Source organism: Streptomyces sp. NPDC107454 (assembly GCF_055582885.1).
Map to the genome: position 1 here is coordinate 186,456 of NZ_JBVJPA010000011.1, position 22,433 is coordinate 208,888.

At 70.6% G+C, this 22,433-nt stretch carries 20 protein-coding genes, 5 tRNA genes and 1 pseudogene; 18 read left to right on the forward strand and 8 right to left on the reverse strand.

What is annotated here, in order from left to right; translation table 11 throughout:
* Positions 1-58 precede the first annotated feature (58 nt).
* The 9 genes from ACZ69M_RS28255 (at position 59) to ACZ69M_RS28295 (ending at position 6,149) form a co-directional block, all read left to right on the forward strand.
* The gene (locus tag ACZ69M_RS28255) at positions 59-847 is read left to right on the forward strand and encodes a fumarylacetoacetate hydrolase family protein (protein ID WP_067370995.1); all 789 of its coding nucleotides are present in this window, start codon (positions 59-61) and stop codon (positions 845-847) included.
* Positions 840-2,354, forward strand: coding sequence for a glutamate--tRNA ligase (gltX, locus tag ACZ69M_RS28260; protein WP_470054121.1), 1,515 nt, complete (start codon positions 840-842; stop codon positions 2,352-2,354). Before ACZ69M_RS28255 ends, gltX begins: the two co-directional genes overlap by 8 nt.
* A gap of 171 nt (positions 2,355-2,525) precedes the next feature.
* Positions 2,526-4,763 carry a FlgD immunoglobulin-like domain containing protein gene (locus tag ACZ69M_RS28265; RefSeq protein WP_470054123.1) on the forward strand — a complete coding sequence of 746 codons (2,238 nt, stop codon included), beginning with the start codon at positions 2,526-2,528 and terminating at the stop codon, positions 4,761-4,763.
* Between the two features lie 35 nt (positions 4,764-4,798).
* Positions 4,799-5,530, forward strand: a complete 732-nt coding sequence (locus ACZ69M_RS28270) for an HAD family hydrolase (protein ID WP_470054125.1) — start codon at positions 4,799-4,801, stop codon at positions 5,528-5,530.
* A 90-nt stretch (positions 5,531-5,620) separates the two neighbouring features.
* Positions 5,621-5,692, forward strand: a tRNA-Gln gene (locus ACZ69M_RS28275).
* A 42-nt stretch (positions 5,693-5,734) separates the two neighbouring features.
* Positions 5,735-5,807, forward strand: a tRNA-Glu gene (locus ACZ69M_RS28280).
* A 62-nt stretch (positions 5,808-5,869) separates the two neighbouring features.
* A tRNA-Glu gene (locus tag ACZ69M_RS28285) sits at positions 5,870-5,942 on the forward strand.
* A gap of 33 nt (positions 5,943-5,975) precedes the next feature.
* Positions 5,976-6,047: transfer RNA gene (locus ACZ69M_RS28290), tRNA-Gln, on the forward strand.
* Between the two features lie 29 nt (positions 6,048-6,076).
* Positions 6,077-6,149: transfer RNA gene (locus tag ACZ69M_RS28295), tRNA-Glu, on the forward strand.
* Between the two features lie 101 nt (positions 6,150-6,250).
* Here the strand turns inward: ACZ69M_RS28295 and ACZ69M_RS28300 are convergent.
* The gene (locus ACZ69M_RS28300) at positions 6,251-6,895 is read right to left on the reverse strand and encodes a MerR family transcriptional regulator (RefSeq protein WP_067371004.1); all 645 of its coding nucleotides are present in this window, start codon (positions 6,893-6,895) and stop codon (positions 6,251-6,253) included.
* Positions 6,896-6,977: 82 nt separating this feature from the next.
* Here ACZ69M_RS28300 and ACZ69M_RS28305 point away from each other — a divergent pair, with 82 nt between their 5' ends.
* Positions 6,978-7,511, forward strand: coding sequence for a DUF4188 domain-containing protein (locus tag ACZ69M_RS28305; protein ID WP_470054127.1), 534 nt, complete (start codon positions 6,978-6,980; stop codon positions 7,509-7,511).
* Positions 7,512-7,663: 152 nt separating this feature from the next.
* Here the strand turns inward: ACZ69M_RS28305 and ndgR are convergent, their stop codons facing one another.
* Positions 7,664-8,383: an IclR family transcriptional regulator NdgR gene (gene ndgR, locus ACZ69M_RS28310; protein WP_352047772.1), complete on the reverse strand. Its 720-nt coding sequence runs from the start codon at positions 8,381-8,383 to the stop codon at positions 7,664-7,666.
* Between the two features lie 189 nt (positions 8,384-8,572).
* Here ndgR and leuC point away from each other — a divergent pair, with 189 nt between their 5' ends.
* From leuC to ACZ69M_RS28330, 4 genes are all read left to right on the forward strand, one after another.
* Entirely contained in the window at positions 8,573-10,006 is a 1,434-nt protein-coding gene (leuC, locus tag ACZ69M_RS28315) for a 3-isopropylmalate dehydratase large subunit (protein ID WP_470054130.1), read from the forward strand.
* 6 nt (positions 10,007-10,012) lie between these two features.
* Entirely contained in the window at positions 10,013-10,606 is a 594-nt protein-coding gene (gene leuD / locus ACZ69M_RS28320; protein ID WP_075031174.1) for a 3-isopropylmalate dehydratase small subunit, read from the forward strand.
* Between the two features lie 277 nt (positions 10,607-10,883).
* Positions 10,884-11,114 (forward strand): SCO5555 family protein, encoded by a 231-nt coding sequence (locus ACZ69M_RS28325; protein WP_054235400.1) that lies wholly within the window; start codon positions 10,884-10,886, stop codon positions 11,112-11,114.
* A 138-nt stretch (positions 11,115-11,252) separates the two neighbouring features.
* A complete protein-coding gene (locus tag ACZ69M_RS28330) occupies positions 11,253-11,912 on the forward strand; it encodes an HU family DNA-binding protein (protein ID WP_054235399.1) in 660 nt (219 codons plus the stop codon).
* Positions 11,913-12,003: 91 nt separating this feature from the next.
* Here the strand turns inward: ACZ69M_RS28330 and ACZ69M_RS28335 are convergent, their stop codons facing one another.
* Positions 12,004-12,207 carry a hypothetical protein gene (locus ACZ69M_RS28335; protein WP_099943501.1) on the reverse strand — a complete coding sequence of 68 codons (204 nt, stop codon included), beginning with the start codon at positions 12,205-12,207 and terminating at the stop codon, positions 12,004-12,006.
* A 90-nt stretch (positions 12,208-12,297) separates the two neighbouring features.
* Entirely contained in the window at positions 12,298-12,945 is a 648-nt protein-coding gene (gene cofC, locus ACZ69M_RS28340; RefSeq protein WP_470054133.1) for a 2-phospho-L-lactate guanylyltransferase, read from the reverse strand.
* Between the two features lie 145 nt (positions 12,946-13,090).
* On the opposite strand from cofC, the gene ACZ69M_RS28345 reads away from it, so the two are divergent.
* The 3 genes from ACZ69M_RS28345 (at position 13,091) to ACZ69M_RS28355 (ending at position 16,200) form a co-directional block, all read left to right on the forward strand.
* Positions 13,091-13,897: a lysophospholipid acyltransferase family protein gene (locus tag ACZ69M_RS28345; protein ID WP_470054135.1), complete on the forward strand. Its 807-nt coding sequence runs from the start codon at positions 13,091-13,093 to the stop codon at positions 13,895-13,897.
* The gene (locus ACZ69M_RS28350; protein WP_470054137.1) at positions 13,894-14,904 is read left to right on the forward strand and encodes an NAD(P)H-dependent glycerol-3-phosphate dehydrogenase; all 1,011 of its coding nucleotides are present in this window, start codon (positions 13,894-13,896) and stop codon (positions 14,902-14,904) included. Before ACZ69M_RS28345 ends, ACZ69M_RS28350 begins: the two co-directional genes overlap by 4 nt.
* Positions 14,905-15,042: 138 nt before the next feature.
* On the forward strand, positions 15,043-16,200 hold the full coding sequence (locus tag ACZ69M_RS28355; protein ID WP_470054138.1) for a D-alanine--D-alanine ligase family protein: 1,158 nt from the start codon (positions 15,043-15,045) through the stop codon (positions 16,198-16,200).
* Between the two features lie 57 nt (positions 16,201-16,257).
* Here the strand turns inward: ACZ69M_RS28355 and ACZ69M_RS28360 are convergent, their stop codons facing one another.
* Positions 16,258-16,752 carry a DUF3515 domain-containing protein gene (locus ACZ69M_RS28360; protein ID WP_470054140.1) on the reverse strand — a complete coding sequence of 165 codons (495 nt, stop codon included), beginning with the start codon at positions 16,750-16,752 and terminating at the stop codon, positions 16,258-16,260.
* Between the two features lie 20 nt (positions 16,753-16,772).
* The gene (locus ACZ69M_RS28365) at positions 16,773-17,006 is read right to left on the reverse strand and encodes an Lrp/AsnC family transcriptional regulator (RefSeq protein WP_028802415.1); all 234 of its coding nucleotides are present in this window, start codon (positions 17,004-17,006) and stop codon (positions 16,773-16,775) included.
* 206 nt (positions 17,007-17,212) lie between these two features.
* Between ACZ69M_RS28365 and ACZ69M_RS28370 the strand changes: the two genes are divergently transcribed.
* The gene (locus tag ACZ69M_RS28370; protein ID WP_054235392.1) at positions 17,213-18,178 is read left to right on the forward strand and encodes a thiamine-phosphate kinase; all 966 of its coding nucleotides are present in this window, start codon (positions 17,213-17,215) and stop codon (positions 18,176-18,178) included.
* Between the two features lie 12 nt (positions 18,179-18,190).
* On the opposite strand, the pseudogene ACZ69M_RS28375 reads toward ACZ69M_RS28370, so the two are convergent.
* Positions 18,191-19,158: pseudogene (locus ACZ69M_RS28375) on the reverse strand (Rossmann-fold NAD(P)-binding domain-containing protein).
* A 150-nt stretch (positions 19,159-19,308) separates the two neighbouring features.
* Positions 19,309-22,389, reverse strand: a complete 3,081-nt coding sequence (locus tag ACZ69M_RS28380) for an AfsR/SARP family transcriptional regulator (RefSeq protein WP_470054142.1) — start codon at positions 22,387-22,389, stop codon at positions 19,309-19,311.
* Between the last annotated feature and the right edge of the window lie 44 nt (positions 22,390-22,433).

The following is a 22,433-nucleotide window of genomic DNA, read 5'->3' on the forward strand; positions in this document are numbered from 1 at the left end:
CCCGCGTTAGCCTGGAGCGTCAGACTCCAGCCAGCTCAGTGAGGGGCGCAAGGATCCCGTGCGCATCGCCAGGTTCTCCATCGACGGCAACGTCGCTTTCGGCGCGGTCGAGGGCGACAAGCCGGACGAGCTCGTCCTCGACATCATCAAGGGCATTCCGTTCGCGGACTTCGAGCTCTCCGGTACGAAGGTCCCGCTGAGCAAGGTGCGGCTGCTGCCGCCGGTGCTCCCCAACAAGGTCGTGGCCTTCGGCCGCAACTACGCGGAGCACGCGAAGGAACTCGGCAACGAGGTGCCCGACGCCCCGTTCGCCTTCTTCAAGCCGTCGACCTCGGTGATCGGCCCCGGCGACGAGATCCAGTACCCCTCCTTCTCCAGCGAGCTGCACCACGAGGCCGAGCTCGCCGTGGTCATCGGCCGCATGTGCCGCGAGGTCCCGCGCGAGCGCGTCAAGGACGTCATCCTCGGTTACACCTGCGCCAACGACGTCACCGCGCGCGACGTCCAGAAGCGCGAGAAGCAGTGGGCCCGGGCCAAGGGCTTCGACAACTCCTGCCCGCTCGGTCCCTGGGTGGAGACGGACCTCGACCTCGCCGCGATCGCCGAGGGCATCACGATCCAGTGCACGGTCAACGGCGCGCAGCGCCAGCTCGGCCGCACCAGCGAGATGATCCACTCTGTCGAGGACCTGATCGTCAACATCACCGAGGCCATGACGCTGCTCCCCGGCGACGTGATCCTCACCGGCACCCCGGCTGGGGTCGGCCCCCTGAACGTCGGCGACGAGGTCGCCGTCACCATCGAAGGCATCGGCACTCTCACCAACAAGGTGATCAAGCGTGGCTAACGCGAACTCCCCCAAGTCCTCGACTCCGCTCGGACAGGGGGTGCCCCCACGCGTACGTTTCTGTCCGTCCCCGACCGGCAACCCCCACGTGGGCCTGGTCCGCACCGCCCTGTTCAACTGGGCGTTCGCCCGGCACAACGAAGGCACCCTGGTCTTCCGCATCGAGGACACCGACGCGGCCCGCGACTCCGAGGAGTCGTACAACCAGCTGCTCGACTCGATGCGCTGGCTGGGCTTCGACTGGGACGAGGGCCCCGAGATCGGCGGCCCGCACGCGCCGTACCGCCAGTCGCAGCGCATGGACATCTACAAGGATGTCGCCCAGAAGCTGCTGGACGCCGGCCACGCGTACCACTGCTACTGCTCCACCGAGGAGCTGGACGCCCGCCGCGAGGCCGCCCGCGCCGCCGGCAAGCCCTCCGGCTACGACGGCCACTGCCGCGACCTCACCGACGAGCAGAAGGCCGCCTACGTGGCCGAGGGCCGCACGCCCATCGTCCGCTTCCGGATGCCCGACGAGGCGATCACCTTCACGGACCTGGTCCGCGGCGAGATCACCTACCTCCCGGAGAACGTTCCGGACTACGGCATCGTCCGGGCGAACGGCGCACCGCTCTACACGCTGGTCAACCCGGTCGACGACGCCCTGATGGAGATCACCCACGTCCTGCGCGGTGAGGATCTGCTCTCCTCCACCCCGCGGCAGATCGCCCTCTACAAGGCGCTGATCGAGCTGGGCGTGGCCAAGGAGACCCCCGCCTTCGGTCACCTGCCGTACGTCATGGGCGAGGGCAACAAGAAGCTCTCCAAGCGCGACCCGGAGTCCTCGCTCAACCTCTACAGGGAGCGCGGTTTCCTCCCCGAGGGCCTGCTGAACTACCTCTCCCTGCTCGGCTGGTCGCTCTCGGCGGACCGCGACATCTTCTCCATCGACGAGATGGTCGCCGCCTTCGACGTCACGGACGTGAACCCGAACCCGGCCCGCTTCGACCTGAAGAAGTGCGAGGCGATCAACGCCGACCACATCCGCCTGCTCGACGTGAAGGACTTCACCGAGCGCTGCGCCCCCTGGCTGCGAGCCCCGTTCGCCCCCTGGGCGCCGGAGGACTTCGACGAGGCGAAGTGGCAGGCGATCGCCCCGCACGCCCAGTCGCGGATGAAGGTCCTCTCCGAGATCACGGACAACGTCGACTTCCTGTTCCTGCCGGAGCCGGCCGTCGACGAGGCCTCCTGGACGAAGGCCATGAAGGAGGGCAGCGACGCCCTGCTCCGCACGGCCCGCGAGAAGCTGGACGCCGCCGACTGGTCCTCCCCGGAGTCCCTCAAGGAGGCCGTCCTGGCCGCCGGTGAGGAGCACGGCCTCAAGCTCGGCAAGGCCCAGGCACCGGTCCGCGTCGCCGTCACCGGCCGCACCGTAGGCCTGCCGCTCTTCGAGTCCCTGGAGATCCTGGGCAAGGAGAAGACCCTGGCCCGCGTCGACGCCGCACTGGAGCGGCTCACCGCGTAGGCACATGGTGTACGCACAGGGGGGCGGTGTCCGGTTCGGACGCCGCCCCCCTGGTGTGTGCCGACCCGTCACCCGGAGTTCACCACTTCCGTCAACTCCCGCTCTGGCGGAGCAGTTGTATGTCCCCGTGCTCATGACGCGTCTGTGCACCATGTTTCAGGGGAGGGGAACGTGACCCGTTCACGAAGACTTGCCGCAGTGGCCCTCAGCGGGGCCGTGGCCCTGTCGTGCGCCGTGCTCACCACGCCCGCGCACGCCACGCCGAGCGTCGACACACCCGTGACCACCGTGCAACTGAGCAGCACGCTGCCGACCGAGATCGACTACACCTGGGCGGGATCCTCCGGGTTCCGCTACCGGCTGCCCGAGAGCTCGGGAACGCTCCAGTGGGCCGACTACCCGGGTGTCACGCCGCCCGCACACGCGGGCCCGGACGACCTGACCACCGGCACCGACGTCATCACCAGCGTCTCCGGCGCCACCGTGACCCAGCAGCACCGCTCCACCGGCGTGACCGCCACGGTCACCGTCCCGTCCGGCCAGACGTACCGGGCCGCCTCCGGCTGGAGCGTGCTCACCCAGGACGCCGCGGGCGCGCCGCACGTGCTGCGTGCCGCCGCCGACGGAACCACCACCGATCTTCCGGTGACCGGGCTCCCCGACGGTGCCCAGCTCACCGGCACCTTCGTCACCGGCGGCTCGGTGCGCCGCCTCGCCGTCGTCTACACCCTCGACGGCGCCACCGACGCGGGACTCGTGGACCTCGCGGACGGGAACTTCCGTACGTACCTCACCGGCGTCGGCAACGTGCCTCGGATCGTCTTCAACGACCGCTGGGTGGTCAACGGCACCAAGGCGATCCGCGTGGACTCCGCCCCCGGCACCGCCCCCAGCACCATCACGGCGTCCTTCCTGGGCGAGGCGCAGGCCGTGGTCGGCGACCAACTTCTTACTGGCAACGCGATGTTCCTGCCCGGCGGCGCCACCCCCGAACTCACGGCCGTCTCGCTCACCGACAACACGTCCCACACACTGCTCGCCAACTCCAAGGGCTCCTTCCTGGCGACCCCGGACGGCGGCGCCCTTGCCACGGCGGGACCGTCGAGCGTCGACTGGCACGTGTACCGGGTCACCCCCGACGCGGACGGCTCCGCCACCACTGGGAAGGTGCTCGACCTGCCCGCCGCGCAGGCCGCGCTGGACGGCATGACGCTCGCCGGGGGCGAGCTGCTGATGTACGGCAACACGACGCACACCGGCGGCATCTACGGCTTCTACGGCATCCCGCTGGACACCGTCGGCAGGCCCACCGGCCTGCAGTCCCGTCACGGCCCGACGCTCCAGGGCTCGACCTGCCCGGGCGGCGACGCCGCGTGCCCGCAGCTCGAAGCACTGGGCGACGGCCGGGTGGCCTACCTCTGGACCGACGCCCAGGGCGAGGAGCATGTCCTGGCCGTCGGGCTCGACGCGACGACCATCGCCGACGAGCCCACCGGCGACGCGGGCGGCCGTATCGGCACCGGCACCGGGCGCTACGTCCTCTACAACGGCGGCACCCCCGGCAGCCAGCGGGTCGCCGACTTCCCGCGCGGCGCCACCGTCGGCGGGACCGCGCTCGACCGCACCCGCACCGCCGCCGCGGTCTGGGGCCAGCGCCTGTGGACCCCCGGCAGCACTCAGGGCACCGTCGTGGCGTACGACCTCAAGGCCAAGAAGAACGTCGCCACCGTCGACACCGGCGCCTCCTGCACGCCCAGCGAGATCCAGGCCGTCAACGCCTGGCTGTACTGGAGCTGCGGCTCGACCGGCCCCGCGGGCGTCTACGACCGTGCCGCGAACCGCGCCATCACCGTTCCGTCCGGGCAGGCCCGTCTCGCCGACGGCTATCTCGTCCGCGAGAACCGCACCACGCACGAGCTGCTGCTCACCGACTTCCACACCGGAACGGCGACCACCCGGACCGTGGCCGTGCTGCCCACCGCGGACCAGAACACCGGCGGCAGCACCGGCCGCTGGGCGGTCGACCGGTTCGGCGGCAACGTCGCCTACCTCACGGACAGGCGTCAGGTGGCGATCGTCACGGCGGGCGTGCCGACCTCGGCGCTCGCCCAGATGGAGGCACAGACCGATCCGCAGCCGGGCGGCCCCACCACCGCGAACCCCTGGCGCCCCGTGTGGCAGCTGAACAAGCCCTCGACATGGCGGCTGACCCTGAGCAACGCCTCCGGCACCGTCGTACGCACCCTTGCCGGCGCCTCCACCGCCGCCGCGGTCCGCCCCGCCTGGGACGCCCGTACGGACTCCGGCACGTCCGTTCCGACCGGCACCTACACCTGGAAGCTGACCGCCGAGCCGCGCGACGGCCAGGGGCCGGCCCTCGTCCTGACCGGTACGACCACCGCCGGCTGAGGGACAGCCGCCCGCGCCCGGGATACGGTCGGTGCATGAGCATCGAGGCGGTGGTCTGGGACATCGACGACACGATCTTCGATTACACGGCCGCGGACCGGGCGGGCATGCGGAACCATCTGGCGGCCGAGGGCCTGCCCGGCGGCGCGTCCGTCGAGCAGGCCCTCGCGCGCTGGCGCGAGGTCACCGACGCGCAGTGGGCGCGGTTCTCGGCGGGTGAGACGGACTGGCAGGGCCAGCGCAGGGAACGCGTCAGGGTGTTCCTGGAGGAGCCGCTGAGCGACACCGAGGCCGACGCCTGGTTCGACCGTTACATCACACACTACGAGTCCGCCTGGAGCCTTTTCCCGGACGTCCTGCCCGTCCTGGACAGCCTCGTCGCCAGCCACCGGCACGCGGTCCTGTCCAACTCCAGCCTCCTCGTGCAGGACCGCAAGCTGCGGGTCCTCGGTGTGCACGACCGCTTCGAGGCGATCCTGTGCGCCGCCGAGCTCGGCGTCTCCAAGCCCGCCGCGGCCGCCTTCCACGCGGCCTGCGAAGCCCTGGAACTGCCGCCGCACCGGGTCGCCTACGTCGGTGACCACCCGGAGATCGACGGACGGGGCGCCGCCGAGGCCGGCCTGCTCTCCGTCTGGATCGACCGGGACGGTACTCACACCGCCGCAGGCGGTCCGCCCACGGGTCCGCACCGGATCGCCTCGCTGGCCGAACTCCCCGCGATCCTCGGCGCCGATACCCGTTTTGGAGCGCCGTCCACCTTCAGGTAATGTTCTTCCTGCGCCACCGAGAGCGGGCCGAAAGGTCGGGACTCGGAGGCGCTAGCTAAAACAAGATCCCCCCAAGGGATTGAGTTTCAGTGGCCTATGGTGTAATTGGCAGCACGACGGTTTCTGGTTCCGTTAGTCTAGGTTCGAGTCCTGGTAGGCCAGCTCGCAGAGCTCATCTGCAAACGCGGAGATCAACTCCGCAACGCCCCCGTTGTGTAGCGGCCTAGCACGCTGCCCTCTCACGGCAGTAGCGCCGGTTCGAATCCGGTCGGGGGTACAGATCCTTCCCAGGGGGACAGTCCGGGTCGCACCCGCTGTCTCTCATGCAGGATCGCTAGGGCCCCCGTTGTGTAGCGGCCTAGCACGCTGCCCTCTCACGGCAGTAGCGCCGGTTCGAATCCGGTCGGGGGTACTGGTCTAAACCATTTAATGGTCTAAACCACCATGGGCTATGGTGTAATTGGCAACACTCCGGTTTCTGGTACCGTCATTCTAGGTTCGAGTCCTGGTAGCCCAGCTCGGATCTGCGGAAACGCAAGATCCAAGGCCCCCGTTGTGTAGCGGCCTAGCACGCCGCCCTCTCAAGGCGGTAGCGCCGGTTCGAATCCGGTCGGGGGTACAGAGTCCTACGGGCCTCCACTTCGGTGGGGGCCCGTAGGCGTTTCCGGGCCGCCCCGCGCTCCGAGGTACGGGCCCGACGCGCCCGGCCCGTACGACCGCTCACTCGATGCCGTACCGCCGCGCCGACTCCTGCTCCTGCGCCAGCCGGTGCAGCGCTCGCAGCACCGGCTCGAAGAGCACGGCCGAGGCGACCGCGGTCTCCACCCGCTCCGCGTCGGACGTGTGCGTCTCCAGGTAGTCCAGGTCCCGCATCGCCACCTGGTGCATCAACTCCGCGTACGGCGCGAGGAGTTCGGCGTCCCAGGAATAACCGAGCCGGATCAGCGTGGCCACCGCCGCCACCAGCGAACGGTGCACGGGGGAGAGGGGCGCGAGCTCTCGCGCGGTCTCCCAGCCCAGGTCCGCCAGCAGTTGGTCCACCTCGCGGCGCGCGGACCGGACGGCCGGGTCCTGATCGTCCGGTTCGGGCTCCTGCGGCAGCGCCCACAGGGCCGCGCCCAGCCGGATCGTCCGGCCCAGGGACTCGTCGTCGACGTGTCCGAGGATCTCCCGGGCCGTGGCCACCGGCACCCGGCCCACCTGGATCAGCGCCCGCACCAGCCGCAGCCGGCGCAGATGGCTCTCGTCGTAGTCCGCCGTCGTCGTGTTGACCTGGCGCCCGGGAGCCAACAGCCCTTCCCGCAGGTAGTACTTGATCGTCGCGGTGGACACCCCGCTCCGCTCGCTCAACTCCGACAGCCGCATCTCTTGCGCCCTTCCTTGGGTGGCGCCACTATCCAAGCATGGCGCCATCGGATAGCGCCGCTCGCCAACGGAGGGGGACGAGATGTCCGGTACCCGGGTGACCGCAGGCCGTACCACCGCAGCAGCCCAGGGGGACGTGGTCGTCCTGCTGATCGGCATGCGCGTCAACCACTTCTGGGCGGTGCACCAGTGGGTACCTGTGGTCTTCGCCATGCTGCGCATGGTGCGGGACCTGGAGAAGGACGGCAGCCGAGGTCTGCTCGGCCGCGTTCTGCTGACGGCGTCACCACGGACGTACTACGTCGTCCAGTACTGGGAGTCCAAGGAGAAGCTGTACGCGTACGCGTCGGCGCCCGACATGTTCCATCACAAGGTGTGGGCGATCATCAACCGCAAGGAACGGGCGGGGAAGGTGCGGCAGCACGTGGGGATCTGGCACGAGACGTATGTGGTGCCGGAAGGGTCGTACGAGTCGATCTACGCGGACATGCCGCCCTTCGGGCTCGCGGCCGCGTACGGGGCGTTGCCCGTGGAGAAGCGTGGGCGGCGGGCGGCGGACCGGTTCGCTCATCGGTCGCCCAAGGCGGGAGCGGAGGCCGGGGGAGTGGCGGGTTGACCGGATGGTGCGGGCCGGCTGCGGCTGATTGCGCAGTGCCCGGTGCCCCTGGGGCGGGGCGGGGGGGTGTTCGGGGGATGAGCCTGCCGCGGCGTTGAGGCCGGCTCGTCCCCCGGTGTCGTACTGGACCGCTGTCGTACGGGAGGTGTCGCTCAGCCGCCCGTGCGGCGGAGGGCCTCGGAGAGGCGGGCGGCGGCGTCGATGACCGCCTGGGCGTGCATACGGCCAGGGTGCCTGGTCAGGCGCTCGATCGGACCGGAGACCGAGACGGCGGCGACCACCCGGTTCGAGGGTCCGCGCACCGGCGCGGAGACCGACGCGACACCCGGCTCGCGCTCGCCGATCGACTGGGCCCAGCCCCGGCGCCGTACGCCCGAGAGCGCCGTGGCGGTGAAGCGGGCGCCCTGGAGACCGCGGTGCAGACGCTCCGGCTCCTCCCAGGCCATCAGGATCTGCGCCGAGGAACCGGCCTTCATCGTGAGCGTCGAGCCGACCGGGACCGTGTCCCGAAGGCCGGACAGGCGCTCGGCCGCGGCGACGCAGATGCGCATGTCGCCCTGGCGGCGGTAGAGCTGGGCGCTCTCGCCCGTGACGTCGCGCAGGTGCGTGAGCACCGGGCCGGCCGTCGCGAGGAGACGGTCCTCGCCCGCGGCCGCGGCCAGCTCGGCGAGGCGGGGGCCGAGAATGAAACGGCCCTGCATGTCACGCGCCACCATGCGGTGGTGTTCAAGTGCCACGGCGAGGCGATGTGCCGTGGGTCGTGCCAGTCCGGTCGCCGCGACCAGTCCCGCGAGGGTGGCCGGACCGGACTCCAGAGCGCTCAGGACAAGGGCTGCCTTGTCCAGAACGCCGACGCCGCTACTGTTGTCCATGCAACGATACTCGCGTCTCACTCTGTGAAACGCAAGTTCAATTTTCGGTGGAACGCGCCACCCTTGTAGACACAGCGGCCCGCGGACCAACGGGCCCGGTGGAGGGCGTCCGGACGAGGGGTGCGGACGCCGCCGCCCCGGAAATCTCTAGTTGGGCCGGCGCCACACAGGCCGGCCGGAGGGAAAGCGATGGGTAGGACACTCGCGGAGAAGGTCTGGGACGACCATGTCGTCCGGCGCGCCGAGGGCGAGCCCGACCTCCTCTTCATCGATCTGCACCTGCTGCACGAGGTGACCAGCCCGCAGGCCTTCGACGGCCTCCGCCAGGCGGGGCGTCCCGTGCGCCGTCTCGACCTCACCATCGCCACCGAGGATCACAACACCCCGACCCTCGACATCGACAAGCCCATCGCGGACCCGGTCTCCCGGGCCCAGCTGGAGACCCTGCGCAAGAACTGCGCCGAGTTCGGTGTACGGCTGCACTCGCTGGGTGACGTAGAGCAGGGCGTCGTCCACGTGGTGGGACCGCAGCTGGGTCTGACCCAGCCCGGCACGACCGTGGTCTGTGGCGACTCCCACACCTCCACGCACGGCGCCTTCGGCGCGCTGGCGTTCGGCATCGGCACCTCGCAGGTCGAGCACGTGCTGGCCACCCAGACGCTGCCGCTGGCCCGCCCCAGGACCATGGCCATCACGGTCGACGGCGAGCTGCCCGACGGCGTCACCGCCAAGGACCTGATCCTGGCGATCATCGCCAAGATCGGTACGGGTGGCGGCCAGGGCTACATCCTGGAATACCGCGGCTCCGCCATCGAGAAGCTCTCGATGGAAGCCCGGATGACCATCTGCAACATGTCGATCGAGGCCGGCGCCCGCGCGGGCATGATCGCCCCCGACGAGACCACCTTCGAGTACCTCAAGGGCCGTGCGCACGCCCCCGAGGGCGAGGAGTGGGACGCCGCGGTCGCGTACTGGAAGACCCTGAAGACGGACGAGGACGCGGTCTTCGACGCCGAGGTGGTCATCGACGGCCCGTCGCTGGCGCCGTTCGTCACCTGGGGCACCAACCCCGGCCAGGGAGCGCCGCTTTCGGCGTCCGTCCCCGACCCGGCTTCGTACGAAGACGCTTCGGAGCGCATGGCCGCCGAAAAGGCCCTGGAGTACATGGGGTTGACCGCGGGACAGCCGCTGCGCGACATCAAGGTCGACACCGTCTTCGTAGGTTCCTGCACCAACGGCCGCATCGAGGACCTGCGCGCGGCAGCCGCGATCGTCGGGGGCCGCAAAGTCGCCGACGGCGTACGGATGCTGGTGGTCCCCGGCTCCGCGCGGGTCGGTCTGCAGGCCGTCTCCGAGGGCCTGGACGTGGTCTTCAAGGAGGCCGGCGCCGAGTGGCGGCACGCGGGCTGCTCGATGTGCCTGGGCATGAACCCCGACCAGCTGGCCCCCGGTGAGCGCTCCGCGTCCACCTCGAACCGCAACTTCGAGGGCAGGCAGGGCAAGGGCGGCCGTACGCACCTGGTGTCGCCGCAGGTCGCCGCCGCCACCGCCGTACTCGGCCACCTGGCCTCCCCGGCCGATCTCGCCGACTCGTCTGCCGCCCGCACGCCCGCTGGAGTCTGAGAAGTCATGGAAGCATTCACCACGCACACCGGCCGGGCCGTTCCGCTGCGCCGCAGCAACGTCGACACCGACCAGATCATCCCTGCCCACTGGCTCAAGAAGGTGACCAGGGACGGTTTCGAGGACGGGCTGTTCGAGGCCTGGCGCAAGGACTCGTCCTTCATCCTCAACCAGCCCGAGCGCAAGGGCGCCACGGTCCTGGTCGCGGGCCCCGACTTCGGCACCGGCTCCTCCCGCGAGCACGCCGTCTGGGCGCTGCAGAACTACGGCTTCAAGGCCGTCATCTCGTCCCGTTTCGCGGACATCTTCCGGGGCAACTCGCTCAAGAACGGCCTGCTCACGGTGGTTCTGGAGCAGAAGATCGTGGACGCGCTGCAGGAGCTGACGGAGAAGGACCCCGAGGCCGAGATCACGGTCGACCTGGAGGCCCGCGAGGTGCGCGCCGAGGGCATCACCGCCGCCTTCGAGCTCGACGAGAACGCCCGCTGGCGGCTGCTGAACGGGCTGGACGACATCTCCATCACCCTCCAGAACGAGGGCGACATCGCGGAGTACGAGGCCAAGCGGCCGTCGTACAAGCCGAAGACGCTCCAGGTCTGACGCCCGGGCCGCTTCGCGGCTGAGACAGGGCTGATTTCAGCCACCGCAACACCCCTCTGTACCCCCAATCGTGGACGGTTGGGGGTACAGCTGTGTCTGCCCCCGGACGCCTCCGGATCGCCCCTTCAGAGGGCTTCAACTCCCCTAGTTACAAGGGAGATTGCCTGGGTAGGCGCCACTTGGGGACGCGGTGCTCCGGGGCGCTCAGGACCCTCTCCAGGGGCGGCAGTTACCCCCTGCGCAGGCGACAACTCGCCCCAGATGGCACAATCTGTGCATGGAACACGACGGCCAACTCGAGCTCTATGCGGCAGTCGCGGCCCAACTGAAGGAAGCGCACACAAGAGTGCGCGCACTGCAAGTCCCGGAGGGCGTACGGATGGCGCTGACCCGGAAGCTGCTGGTCATTACGGCCGTGGCCAAGCACGATCTCGCCGACGCGACAAGGCGGCTGGAGCGGTTCACCACCGACCTCGACGAGGGTCGATTCCTCGAAGGGGATCGCTGAGGAACTCCGCGACAGCCCGAGTTCGTTGCGGCACAAGGGTGATTAGCCCGTTTCGTGTTTGATTTGCGGTATATATCTGCCTAACGTGCGAAAAAGCTTGAACGCATTCGTTCGGGCAATGTCTCCGAAGGGGAAGACGTGAACAAGGCGCAGCTCGTAGAAGCGATTGCCGACAAGGTCGGCGGGCGTCAGCAGGCCGCCGACGCGGTCGACGCCGTACTGGACGCGATCGTCCGTGCAGTTGTCGGCGGGGACCGGGTCTCGGTCACCGGCTTCGGTTCCTTCGAGAAGGTCGACCGTCCGGCTCGTTACGCCCGTAACCCGCAGACCGGTGAGCGTGTTCGGGTCAAGAAGACCTCTGTGCCGCGCTTCCGCGCCGGTCAGGGCTTCAAGGACCTGGTGAGCGGCTCGAAGAAGCTCCCGCGTGGTGGCGAGGTCGCGGTCAAGAAGGCGCCCAAGGGCAGCCTGACCGGCGGCGCCGCGGCGACCGTGAAGAAGGCCGCGGCCAAGAAGGCCACGACCGCCAAGAGGGCGACGGCCGCGAAGAAGACCACCGCCGCCGTGAAGAAGACGGCCGCGAAGAAGACCACGACCGCGGCGAAGAAGACCACCGCGACCGCCAAGAAGACGACCGCCAAGAAGACCACGGCGACCGCCAAGAAGACCGCGGCGAAGAAGACCACCGCCAAGAAGGCGACGGCCAAGAAGGCCCCGGCGAAGAAGGCGACCGCCAAGAAGGCCCCCGCCAAGAAGTCGACGGCTCGCAAGACCACCGCCAAGAAGGCCACCGCCCGCTAGAAGCAGGGGCGCAGGGCAACCCACGCGCCGGGCCGGACTCCCACGGGGAGCCCGGCCCGCGGCGTGTCCGGGACCTGGCGCGAAGGCCTGGTCAGAAGGTCTGGAGCGTCACCAGGGTGATCCGGCGGGCCGCGCCGTCGCCCTCGGTCTCGATGCGCACGCGCTGTCCCGGGCGCAGCAGCCTGAGGCCGCCGGCGTCGAACGCCGCGCCGTCGAAGGGCACCGGCGTGCCGTCGTCGAGCAGCACCTGTCCGCTACGGGTGTCGGGGTCGTACGTGTACGCGGTCGCCTGCATGCCGAAAGCCTATCCAGCGCCGGTGCGCGCCGCCGGTGGGCCCGGCGGACCGGGCTTCGGTGAACGCCGGTTCACGCGGCCGGGGGGCGTTCAGGCGCCCGGTTGGCCCGGGATCAGGAGTTTCGCCGCCAGTGTGGCCGTGCGCGGGCCCACTCCCAGGGCGAGCGCCGCGCGCAGATCGTCGCCGGTGTCCACGTCCTGGCGTACGGAATCCACCGCGGTGAGGAGGAGTTCCGCGGCTCCCGAGGCGCGATGACGGGCTCGGGAATCGGTGCCGAAGGCGGGACGCAATTCCCGGCCGGGAGATGCGGCCAGCAGAGTGGTGCCGATTGCGGCCGCATCGGAGAGAAAAGCACGCGGGAATTCGGCGGCGGCATCGAGTACCCGGGCCAATTCCAGGGGACGCAACGCGGGCAGATCGGCGTTCAGGGCGGCCACGGCGCATTCGGGACTCCGGGTGCGTACGGCCGCCGTCCCGTGCGCCAGCGCGGCGTTCAGACCGCCGCCCGGCTCGTCCGGCACGATCCACGCACCCAGCGCGGCCAGCTCCCGCCCGGCCAGCGCGTCGTCCGTGACGACCGCCACATCATCGACCGCCGCGCAGGCCAGCGCAGCCGCCACGGTGTCCTGTGCGAAGGCGAGGGCGAGTCCGGGGCGCACCGCGTCGGCGGCGGTGTCCGAGAGCCTGCTCTTGGCCCGCGCCAAGGCTTTGACGGGGATGACCAAGGTCCACTGCACGAGCGCTCCGTTCCTCCCTTGTCGCGCCCATTGTGACCCGGCACCCCTGGCGGTCCGGACGTCGGGGCGTACGGTGTTCTCGACAGACAGGCGGCCTGGGGCGACACTTGTGCGGCCCCCCAGGCCCTAAGAGGAAGGTGTCCGCGTGCCCCGCCGCAGAATCGGCTTCTGGTACCGCTTCGCAGCGGTCCTCTGCAAACCACCACTGGTGGTTCTGATCAAGCGGGACTGGCGCGGAATGGAGAACATTCCGGCTGAGGGCGGATTTATCACCGCGGTGAACCACAATTCGCATGTGGACCCGTTGGCGTATGCCCACTATCAGTACAACACCGGGCGTGTTCCGCGTTTCCTGGCCAAGGCCGGGCTTTTCAGGAAGGGATTCGTGGGGGCCGCGATGCGCGGCACCGGACAGATCCCCGTGTACCGCGAGAGCACCGACGCGCTGAGCGCGTTCCGGGCCGCGATCGACGCCGTGGAGCGCGGCGAGTGCGTCGCGTTCTACCCCGAGGGCACCCTCACCCGCGACCCCGACGGCTGGCCGATGACCGGCAAGACCGGTGCCGCCCGGGTCGCCCTGCAGACCAAGTGCCCGGTGATTCCGGTCGCCCAGTGGGGTGCCAACGAACTGCTGCCGCCGTACGCCAAGAAGCCCAACCTCCTTCCGCGCAAGACCCACCACGTTCTCGCGGGCCCTCCGGTGGACCTGTCGCGTTTCTACGACAAGGAGATGAGCCCGGACCTCCTGAAGGAGGCCACCGAGGTCATCATGGCCGCCATCACCGCGCAGCTGGAGGAGCTCCGCGGCGAGAAGGCCCCTGAGACGCCCTACGACCCGCGCCAGGTACGGATCGAACAGCGCAGGCGTACCAGGGCCCAGGAGCAGGCTCAGGAGCGGGCACAGGCCCAGCAGCAGGCGCAGGCACAGCAGGAAGAGGGGCAGAGCACGTGAGCAAGCCGGTCAAGGCGGCCGTCTTCGGGACCGGATCGTGGGGTACGGCCTTCGGCATGGTGCTCGCCGACGCGGGGTGCGAGGTCACCCTGTGGGCGCGGCGCGCCGAGCTCGCCGAGGCGGTCAACTCCACGCGTACGAACCCGGACTACCTGCCGGGAGTCGAACTCCCCGAGAACCTGCGGGCGACGACCGACGCCGCCGAGGCCGCGCGTGACGCCGACTTCACCGTGCTCGCCGTGCCCTCGCAGACCCTGCGCGGGAATCTCGCCGAGTGGACGCCGCTGCTGGCGCCCGACACGGTCCTGGTCTCCCTCATGAAGGGCGTCGAACTCGGTTCCGCGATGCGGATGAGCGAGGTGATCGAGGATGTCGCCAAGGTCGGCGCCGACCGTATCGCCGTGGTCACCGGACCGAACCTGGCCCGTGAGATCGCCGCCCGGATGCCGGCCGCCGCCGTGGTCGCCTGCACCTCCGAAGCGGTCGCCCAGCGCCTCCAGGCCGCCAGTCACAACCCGTACTTCCGCCCGTACACCAACACCGACGTGGTGGGCTGCGAGCTGGGCGGCGCGGTGAAGAACGTGATCGGTCTCGCCGTCGGCATCGCGGACGGCATGGGCCTGGGCGACAACGCCAAGGGCTCGCTGATCACGCGCGGACTCGCCGAGACCACCCGGCTCGGCGTCGTCATGGGCGCCGACCCGCTGACCTTCTCCGGACTCGCGGGCCTCGGCGACCTGGTGGCCACCTGCTCCTCGCCGCTGTCGCGCAACCACACCTTCGGCACCAACCTCGGCAGGGGCATGACCCTCCAGGAGACCATCGCGGTCACCAAGCAGACCGCCGAGGGCGTCAAGTCCTGTGAGTCGGTGCTGGATCTGGCCCGCAGGCACGGCGTCGACATGCCCATCACCGAGACGGTCGTCGGCATCGTCCACGAGGGCAAGTCGCCGGTCGTCGCGGTCAAGGAGCTCATGGGGCGCAGCGCCAAGGCCGAGCGCCACTGAGGAGCCACGCCGCGGCGTGCGGGAATCTACGCTCCGCAACGGCTCGTACGACGCTGAGCGACCACCCGTGCGACGTCGGACAACGGCCGCGGTGGGGCGCTGACTCAGCGCCGTACCAACGGGTACTCTCAACGCGATATGAGCACCGAGAACCTCTCCCAGAGCCCTGAGCAGCCGCCTCGCAAGCCGCGCGTGGCCGTCGTCTTCGGCGGCCGCAGCTCCGAACACGGGATCTCCGTGGTCACGGCCGGCGCCGTCCTGCGCGCCATCGACCGGACGAAGTACGACGTCCTGCCGATCGGCATCACCCGGGACGGCCGTTGGGCGCTCACCGCCGACGAACCGGACCGGATGGCCATCGTCGACCGGCGCCAGCCGGACGTGGAGCAGCTCGCCGAGTCGAACGAGGGCGGCGTGATCCTCCCCGTCGACCCGGCCAACCGCGAAGTCGTCTACAGCGAGCCCGGATCGGTCCCCAAGGCCCTGGGCGAGGTCGACGTCGTCTTCCCCGTGCTGCACGGCCCCTACGGCGAGGACGGCACCCTCCAGGGCCTCCTGGAGCTCTCCGGAGTCCCGTACGTCGGTGCGGGTGTGCTCGCCTCGGCCGTCGGCCAGGACAAGGAGTACATGAAGCGGGTGTTCACCTCCTTCGGGCTGGCCGTCGGCCCGTACGTGGTGATCCGGCCCCGTGAGTGGGAGCGCGACGAGTCCGCCGCCCGCAAGAAGATCGTCGACTTCGCGGGCGAGCACGGCTGGCCGCTGTTCATCAAGCCCGCGCGCGCGGGCTCCTCGATCGGCATCACCAAGGTCGACTCCCTCGAAGGCATCGACGAGGCGATCGAGGAGGCCCAGCGCCACGACCCGAAGATCATTGTGGAGGCGCTGCTGCGCGGCCGCGAGATCGAGTGCGGGGTGCTGGAGTTCGAGGACGGTCCGCGCGCCAGCGTGCCCGCCGAGATCCCGCCCGTGCAGTCGCACGCGTACTACGACTTCGAGGCGAAGTACATCGACTCGACGCCCGGTCTCGTGCCCGCCCCGCTGACCCCCGAGCAGACCGCCGAGGTCCAGCGGCTCGCGGTCGACGCGTTCGAGGCCGCCTCCTGCGAGGGCCTGGTGCGCGCGGACTTCTTCCTCACCGAGGACGGCGAGTTCGTGATCAACGAGATCAACACCATGCCGGGCTTCACGCCCATCTCCATGTACCCGAAGATGTGGGAGGCGAGCGGCGTGGCCTACCCGGAGCTGGTGGACCGCCTGATCGGGGCGGCACTGCGCCGCCCGACGGGGCTTCGGTAGACCTGGGGCACCGGGGCTCCGCTCCAAGGCACACGCCCCCGCGCGCACGTGTGTACGTCAGTCGGCGATCCCTTCGGGGATCGCCTTCTTGATGGGCGCGGCCAGGTCGACGAGCGCGTTCGACCCGTCCCGTTGGACCCACTTCTTGGGCACGCTGACCTCGACGTACGCGCGCCGCAGGCTCGTGGTGAAGCGGTACGACCCGTCGTCCTGCTTCTCCATGAGCCAGCCGACGCCGTTCACCTCGCCGCTGAGCGCGTTCTGGTCGCTCATCTTCGCGGGTCGTTCGACACCGCAGCGCAGTATGATCGCCGGGCTTCCCCAGCCCGCGGTCAGCGCGGACCGGGGCTCGGGATCGTTCCGGTCGAGGCCGTCGATCTTCTTCGGCAGCACCTTGTCCAGGTTCTGGCACAGCCCGGTGACCTTCGCCCCCGGGCTGGGAACCGCGGCCGATCCGCCGTCGTCTGCTGAGGAGCAGCCTGTGGCGGCGATCAACAGGGCGAGAACGGGCAGCCCGAAGTGAGCGGTGTGCCGGTGACGGGAGAAGTTCACCGGCCAAGGGTAGACGGGGGCTAGAGGTGCACCACCGGACAGGTCAGCGTACGGGTGATGCCGTCCACTTGCTGGACTTTCGCGACCACCATGCGGCCGAGTTCGTCGACCGTGTCGGCCTGGGCGCGCACGATCACGTCGTACGGTCCTGTCACGTCCTCGGCCTGGATCACCCCCGGGATCTTGCTGATCGTCTCGGCGACGGTCGACGCTTTGCCGACCTCCGTCTGGATCAGGATGTACGCCTGTACCACGGAACCTCCAGGGCGGCCACGAGGATCATGTGGGGAAAAGGAACGCCACGGTATCGCGTCGCCGCTCGCCACGGGGAGACCCGCGGTGGCTGGGGCTTGCGCGCCGGGGTGCACGGACTGCACAAGTTGACGGTCAACTCGACCGTACCGAGTACAGAGACGGCTCGCGACCGGGCACGGGTAGCGGCAGAGGGAGCAGTACGATCATGAAGGGCACCGTGGGCGAGTTGGGGGAGTTCGGGCTCATCAAGGAGCTCACCTCGCGTCTCACCACCACCCCGGCGGTCCGGGTCGGCCCCGGCGACGACGCCGCGGTGGTGGCCGCGCCCGACCGCAGGGTGGTGGCGAGCACCGACATCCTCCTGGAGGGGCGGCACTTCCGCCGCGACTGGTCCACGGCGTACGACGTCGGGCGCAAGGCGGCCGCGCAGAACCTCGCGGACATCGCCGCGATGGGTGCCGTACCGACCGCGCTGCTGCTCGGTCTGGTCGTCCCGGCCGAACTCCCGGCCACCTGGCCCTCCGAGATGATGGACGGGCTGCGCGACGAGTGCCAGGTCGCGGGCGCGTCCGTGGTCGGCGGCGATGTCGTGCGCGGCGACACCATCATGATCTCGATCACCGCGCTCGGCGATCTGCGCAACCACGAGCCGGTCACCCGGGGCGGTGCCCAGCCCGGTGACGTGATCGCCGTGACCGGCTGGCTGGGCTGGTCCGCGGCCGGGCACGCGGTGCTCTCCCGCGGCTTCCGCTCACCGCGCGCCTTCGTCGAGGCCCACCGTCGCCCCGAGCCGCCGTACCACGCGGGCCCCGCCGCCGCCGGGCTCGGCGCGACGGCGATGTGCGACGTGAGTGACGGGCTGATCGCCGACCTGGGCCACATCGCCGAGGCGAGCAAGGTGCGCATCGACATCCGTTCGGGCGCGATCGACATCCCCTCCCAGATGAACGACATCGGCCAGGCCGTCGGCGTCGATCCCATCCAGTGGGTGCTGACCGGCGGGGAGGACCACGCGATCGTGGCGGCCTTCCCACCGGACGTGAAGCTGCCCGCGCGCTGGAAGGTGATCGGCGAGGTCCTCAACCCCTCGGCGCTGCCCCAGGTCACGGTGGACGGCGCGCCCTGGACCAGCAAGGGCGGCTGGGACCACTTCGGGGACATCGAGTCGTAGCCGCCCACCCCGTCAGGCGGGGTATGTGCGGAGTTTGATGCCGGTGGCCGCCTTCTCGGTGAGCTTCTTGAAGAAGCCCGCCAGGAGGCGGGAGCTCAGCAGCCGGTACGCGCGGTCCCGGCTGCGGATCCGCCGCTCGGTCGGCGGCGCGAAGAACGGTCCCGCGTTGCCCGAGATCTTCTGGCAGCCCTTGGCGAAGTCCCGGACGCGGGTCTCGTACTCGGCGAAGGCGGTGCGGTGGTCGCCGCCCGCGAGGGCCAGCTCGCCGGCCAGGACGTACGCCCCCACGATCGCCACTCCGGTGCCCATGCCGCCCATCGTGGCCCCGTATCCGGCGTCCCCGAGCAGCACCACGCGCCCTTGGGTGAGCCGTTCGACATGGATCTGGGCGATCGCGTCGAAGTACAGGTCGTCGGCCCGCTCCAGGGCCTTGAGGACCCCCGGGGTCTCCCAGCCCATCCCCGCGAACCGTTCCGCCAGGATCCGCTTCTGCGCGGCCACGTCACGGCGGTCGAACTCCAGCTTCTCGGACCGGAAGACGAGCAGCGCGCCCGCCCGGTCCGGGTCGCCGTCGTAGTTGCCGACGACCACCGCCCGTCCCGGTTCGCTGTACAGCCGCCCGGTGCGGTCGAGCCCCAGGTCGTTGGGGACGCCGAAGGCCGCCACGTAGTGGTCGAGGAAGCGCAGGTGGCGGGACTCCTCTCCGAAGACGAGCCGACGGGTGAGGGAGTGCAGTCCGTCGGCGCCCACGACGAGGTCGAAACGGCGCGGGGCGCCGCGCTCGAAGGTCACGTCGACGCCTTCCGGGGTCTCGGTGATCCGCCGGGCCGCAGGTCAGGTGCCTTCTCGACGACGGTGACGCGGGCGCCGTACCGGATCAGGTTGAGAGCGAGGGCGGGACCCGCGACGCTGGCTCCGGAGACGAGGACGTGGAGGTGGGCGAGTTTCCCGGCCGGGCCCTCCGCTGGGCTCTCCGCCATGTTCTGTGTCGGCTGTGCCGGGTTCTGTGCCGGGTTCTGTGCCGGGTTCTGTGTCGGGTTCGTTGTCATGGGCAGGAGCTTCGCGGGAGGCGCTGACCGTGCTCCTACCGTTCGCTGACCGTGCGCCGGGCCGCTGGTCGGCGCCTTTGCCTAGTCGGCGGTGAGCGCCGCCGCCCCGAGCACTCGTCCCCGCTCAAAGGCCCTTTCGTACGCTTCGGGGGACAGCTTTTCGCAGATGTCCCGCTCATTGCGTACGGCTTCGGGGTCGCCCCGCAGTGCCGCCCCGCGCAGGCCGACGGCGGCGCCCAGCAGGACAGCGGCGCGCTCCGGGGAGTCGGCGAGGACCGCCAACGCCTCCGCGGACTCGGCGAGTTCCAGTACCCCGGGACTCTCGACGGCGAGGCCGGCCGCCTGGCGGGTCCAGTCACGCGCCTCGTCGAGGCGCCCCTCCGTGGCCGCGGAGCGGCCGAGACCGATGAGGATGCGCACGGTCTCGCCGATGCTGAACCAGTTGGCGGCGCAGGCCTCCAGGGCGCTCTCGTAGCGCACGCGCGCGTGGCCGATGTCTCCCGCGAGCCGGGCGGCGTCGCCCAGGCCCCGCAGGGCACCCGCCACCTTGTCGGTGAGGCCCACGGTGCGGGCCAGCGTCAGGGCCTGGCTGAAGTGCTCCCTCGCCTCCACCAGTTCCCCCTGGTGCAGCAGCACGGTCGCACGGGTGCGCAGGAGGTCCGAGGTCTCCTCGGGAGCGGCCAACTCCCTGACGTACGAGAGCCCTTCGTCGAGCAGTTCGAGAGCACGCCGGTGATCCCCGTGCCAGTCGGCGAACATGCCCAGCGGGTCGAGGCAGTTCGCCATGCCCCAGCGGTCTCCGGTCGCGCGAAAACCCGCCAGAGACCGTGCGAACGACTCCTCGGACGCCGTCGGACGCCCGGCGAACTGTTCCTGGAAGCCGAGGCCGACATCAAGAAGAGCCCGCCCCCACGCGTCGCCCCCGACCTGCACGCGCACCCGGTCGTTCGCGGCGGGGCGCGGCCCACCCGCCACCGACCACAGCACCACGGTGAACGGCAGCCGCAGGGGTCGGCTCAGCCCGGCCAGTACGTCCTCGACACGGGCCAGGCGCAGCTGGTCGGCCGGATCGCCGCTCTCACCCGAGAGCGCGTTGATCTCGCACAGGACGTACTCCTCCGCGAGACCCGCGGGCGGCTCGGCGCCCACGGCCGCGAGCAGCTCCCGGGCCGTGGCCGCCTGCTCTCCGTAGAGACCGCGCAACCGCCAGAACCAGGAGAGCTCGGCCATCAGCCGCAGGGCCTTCTCCCGGTCGGCGCGCACGAGATGACGCAAGGCCGCGTCCAGGTTGCCGTGCTCGGCGGTCAGCCGGTCCAGCCAGAGCAACTGGCCATCGCCGCGCAGGAGCGGCTCCGCCCGTTCGGCCAGCCGCAGGAAGTACGCGGCGTGGGCGTCCCGCAGCCGCTGCCGCTCGCCCGCGCGGACCAGGTGCTCGGCGCCGAACGCGCGGATGGTCTGCAGCATCCGGTAGCGACCCTCGCTGACCTCCAGGAACGACTTCTCCGCAAGCGAGGCCAGCAGGTCCTCCGGAAAAGGCGTCCCGCACACCGCCTCGACCGTCGCGCCCCCGGAGAACACGGTCAGCCGTCGCGCCAGCTCCCGTTCCTCCTCGTCCAGCAGTTCCCAGCTCCACTCCACGACGGCACGAAGGGTGCGGTGCCGGGGTGCCTTGGTGCGGTCACCCCGGGACAGCAGCCGGAAGCGGTCGTCCCCGACGTGCTCGGTGAGACGGTCGGCCAGTTCGTCCGGGGTCAGCGTCCGCAGCCGCGCCGCCGCAAGCTCGATCGCCAGCGGCAGCCCGTCCAGGGCGGCGCAGATGTCCGGCACGCGCGCGTGCCCCGCGAAACCGGGACGCACAGCGGCCGCCCGGTCCAGGAACAGTCGCGCGGCCGGCTCCGCCGACAGCGGTGGCACCGGGCACAGCACCTCACCGGTGATCCCCAGCGACTCACGGCTCGTGGCGAGGATCCGCACACCCGGGCAGGCTCCGAGGAGCAGCCCCGTGATCCGTGCCACGTCCTCGATCAGATGTTCGCAGTTGTCCAGGACGAGCAGCAGCTCGCGGTTCTCCAGGGCGGCGAAGAGGCGGTCGGTGGTGTCCCCCGAGGGGGTGCGGAGACCTTCGCGCAGACCGAGGGCGGTGAGCAGGGCGTAGGGGAGCTGGGAGGGGTCGGTGAGAGAGGCGAGCTCGACGAGGCAAACGGGTGCGTAATCGTTTACGTAATCGTTTACGTAATCGTTTACGCGAGCGTTTGCGCTGGCGCGCGCGTCCGCGTTCGCATGGGCGAGCTCGATCGCCAGGCGGGTCTTGCCCGCTCCGCCCGGCCCGGTGAGTGTGATCAGGCGCTCCTGGGTGAGCAGAGCGCCGATGCGCGCGAGTTCGTCGTCGCGCCCGATGAAGCGGGTCAGCTGGGCGGGCAGCCGACGATGGGCGGGGCCCGCGCCCTGGAGCAGTTCCAGGTGGAGGGCGGACAGGTGGGGCGAGGGGTCGGCGCCCAGTTCCTCGGCGAGGGTGCGTCGCGCCTCCTCGTACACCGTCAGTGCCTCGGCGGCCCGGCCGCTCGCGTGCAGGGCCCGCATCAGCTGTCCGTGCAGCCGCTCGCTGAGGGGATGCGCGGCGCGTAGTTCCCGCAGCTCCGGGACGAGCGCCGGGCCGCCGCCGAGCGCGAGGTCCGCGTCGATCCGGTCCTGTAAGGCACCGAGCCTCAGCTCTTCGAGGCGGGTCACCTGGGCGTGTGCGCCGGGGAGGTCGGCCAGGGCCGGGCCGCGCCACAGAGTGAGCGCCTCCCGGAGCAAGGCTGCGGCTCGGGAGTGGTCGCCCTCGGCGAGGGCCGCGGTTCCGTCGCGGGAGAGCCGCTCGAAGCGGTGGGCGTCGACGGCGTCGGGGGAGACGGCGATGCGGTAACCGGTGGGGTCGGCGTCGATCCCGGTGCCGGGGCCGAGGCGCCTGCGCAGCCGGGAGACCTGGGACTGGAGGGCGTTGGCGGCCCCGGCCGGCGGATCGGCGCCGTACACACCGTCGGTCAGCCGCTCCGTGGAGACGGTCCGGCCCGCGTTCAGGAGGAGCAGGGTGAGCAGCGCGCGGGGGCGGGGGCCGCCGGGGTCCAGGGGGCTGCCGTCCGTGGTGCGGATCTCGAGGGGGCCCAGGATGCCGAAGCGCATTCGGCAGATTCTGGCAGGTCCGCTAGCCGGGGGCTACGCGCGCG

Excerpts from the sequence above, each read along its gene's own strand:
- ndgR (WP_352047772.1), bottom strand. The coding sequence starts at position 8,383 with ATGGACAACAGTAGCGGCGTCGGCGTTCTGGACAAGGCAGCCCTTGTC.
- ACZ69M_RS28325 (WP_054235400.1), top strand. The coding sequence starts at position 10,884 with ATGGAACACGACGGCCAACTCGAGCTCTATGCGGCAGTCGCGGCCCAA.
- ACZ69M_RS28380 (WP_470054142.1), bottom strand. The coding sequence starts at position 22,389 with ATGCGCTTCGGCATCCTGGGCCCCCTCGAGATCCGCACCACGGACGGC.
- ACZ69M_RS28370 (WP_054235392.1), top strand. The coding sequence starts at position 17,213 with ATGAAGGGCACCGTGGGCGAGTTGGGGGAGTTCGGGCTCATCAAGGAG.
- ACZ69M_RS28300 (WP_067371004.1), bottom strand. The coding sequence starts at position 6,895 with ATGCGGCTGTCGGAGTTGAGCGAGCGGAGCGGGGTGTCCACCGCGACG.
- leuD (WP_075031174.1), top strand. The coding sequence starts at position 10,013 with ATGGAAGCATTCACCACGCACACCGGCCGGGCCGTTCCGCTGCGCCGC.
- ACZ69M_RS28305 (WP_470054127.1), top strand. The coding sequence starts at position 6,978 with ATGTCCGGTACCCGGGTGACCGCAGGCCGTACCACCGCAGCAGCCCAG.
- ACZ69M_RS28335 (WP_099943501.1), bottom strand. The coding sequence starts at position 12,207 with ATGCAGGCGACCGCGTACACGTACGACCCCGACACCCGTAGCGGACAG.
- ACZ69M_RS28270 (WP_470054125.1), top strand. The coding sequence starts at position 4,799 with ATGAGCATCGAGGCGGTGGTCTGGGACATCGACGACACGATCTTCGAT.
- ACZ69M_RS28355 (WP_470054138.1), top strand. The coding sequence starts at position 15,043 with ATGAGCACCGAGAACCTCTCCCAGAGCCCTGAGCAGCCGCCTCGCAAG.
- leuC (WP_470054130.1), top strand. The coding sequence starts at position 8,573 with ATGGGTAGGACACTCGCGGAGAAGGTCTGGGACGACCATGTCGTCCGG.